Source organism: Vibrio sp. B181a, from assembly GCF_030248375.1.
In the GTDB taxonomy this organism is placed as follows: Bacteria; Pseudomonadota; Gammaproteobacteria; order Enterobacterales; family Vibrionaceae; genus Vibrio; species Vibrio campbellii.
Genome location: NZ_JAHGAD010000018.1, coordinates 1 through 561, shown reverse-complemented (window position 1 = coordinate 561; position 561 = coordinate 1). Strand labels below are relative to the sequence as shown.

General features: G+C 48.0%; 4 tRNA genes. All 4 read right to left on the bottom strand.

Annotated elements, in window-relative coordinates:
- Window positions 1–65 precede the first annotated feature (65 nt).
- Window positions 66–141, bottom strand: a tRNA-Val gene (locus tag KIO97_RS08340).
- Between the two features lie 35 nt (window positions 142–176).
- Window positions 177–252: transfer RNA gene (locus tag KIO97_RS08335), tRNA-Ala, on the bottom strand.
- A gap of 9 nt (window positions 253–261) precedes the next feature.
- A tRNA-Lys gene (locus KIO97_RS08330) sits at window positions 262–337 on the bottom strand.
- A gap of 2 nt (window positions 338–339) precedes the next feature.
- Window positions 340–415 (bottom strand) — tRNA-Glu (locus KIO97_RS08325).
- Window positions 416–561 lie beyond the last annotated feature (146 nt).

Sequence of the window (561 nt, the reverse complement as noted above, 5' to 3'; positions counted from 1 at the left end):
TAAAGAGCTAATCACTTCTAATGAAGTAACCATTTTTAAAAGCACTCTTCGAATGCACTTAAAGATGGTGGGCGATACCGGGCTCGAACCAGTGACCCCCTGCTTGTAAGGCAGGTGCTCTCCCAACTGAGCTAATCGCCCACATTAGTTTTACGTCATGTGGTAGACGTCTCGAATGGTGGAGCTATGCGGGATCGAACCGCAGACCTCCTGCGTGCAAGGCAGGCGCTCTCCCAGCTGAGCTATAGCCCCTTCGAGAAATGGTGGGTCGTGCAGGATTCGAACCTGCGACCAATTGATTAAAAGTCAACTGCTCTACCAACTGAGCTAACGACCCAATGGTATCCCGTAGGGGAGTCGAACCCCTGTTACCGCCGTGAAAGGGCGGTGTCCTAGGCCTCTAGACGAACGGGACACTGCTATTTGTTTCCACTTTTAAAAAGCAGAACCAAACTTCGAAGATATTGGGATATCTTCGTCTCTTTTACTTTATAAACCGTATCAATCTGTGTGGACACTCATCGCGACTCATTTGTCTTCACTTTTTAAAAGTGAAAGCAA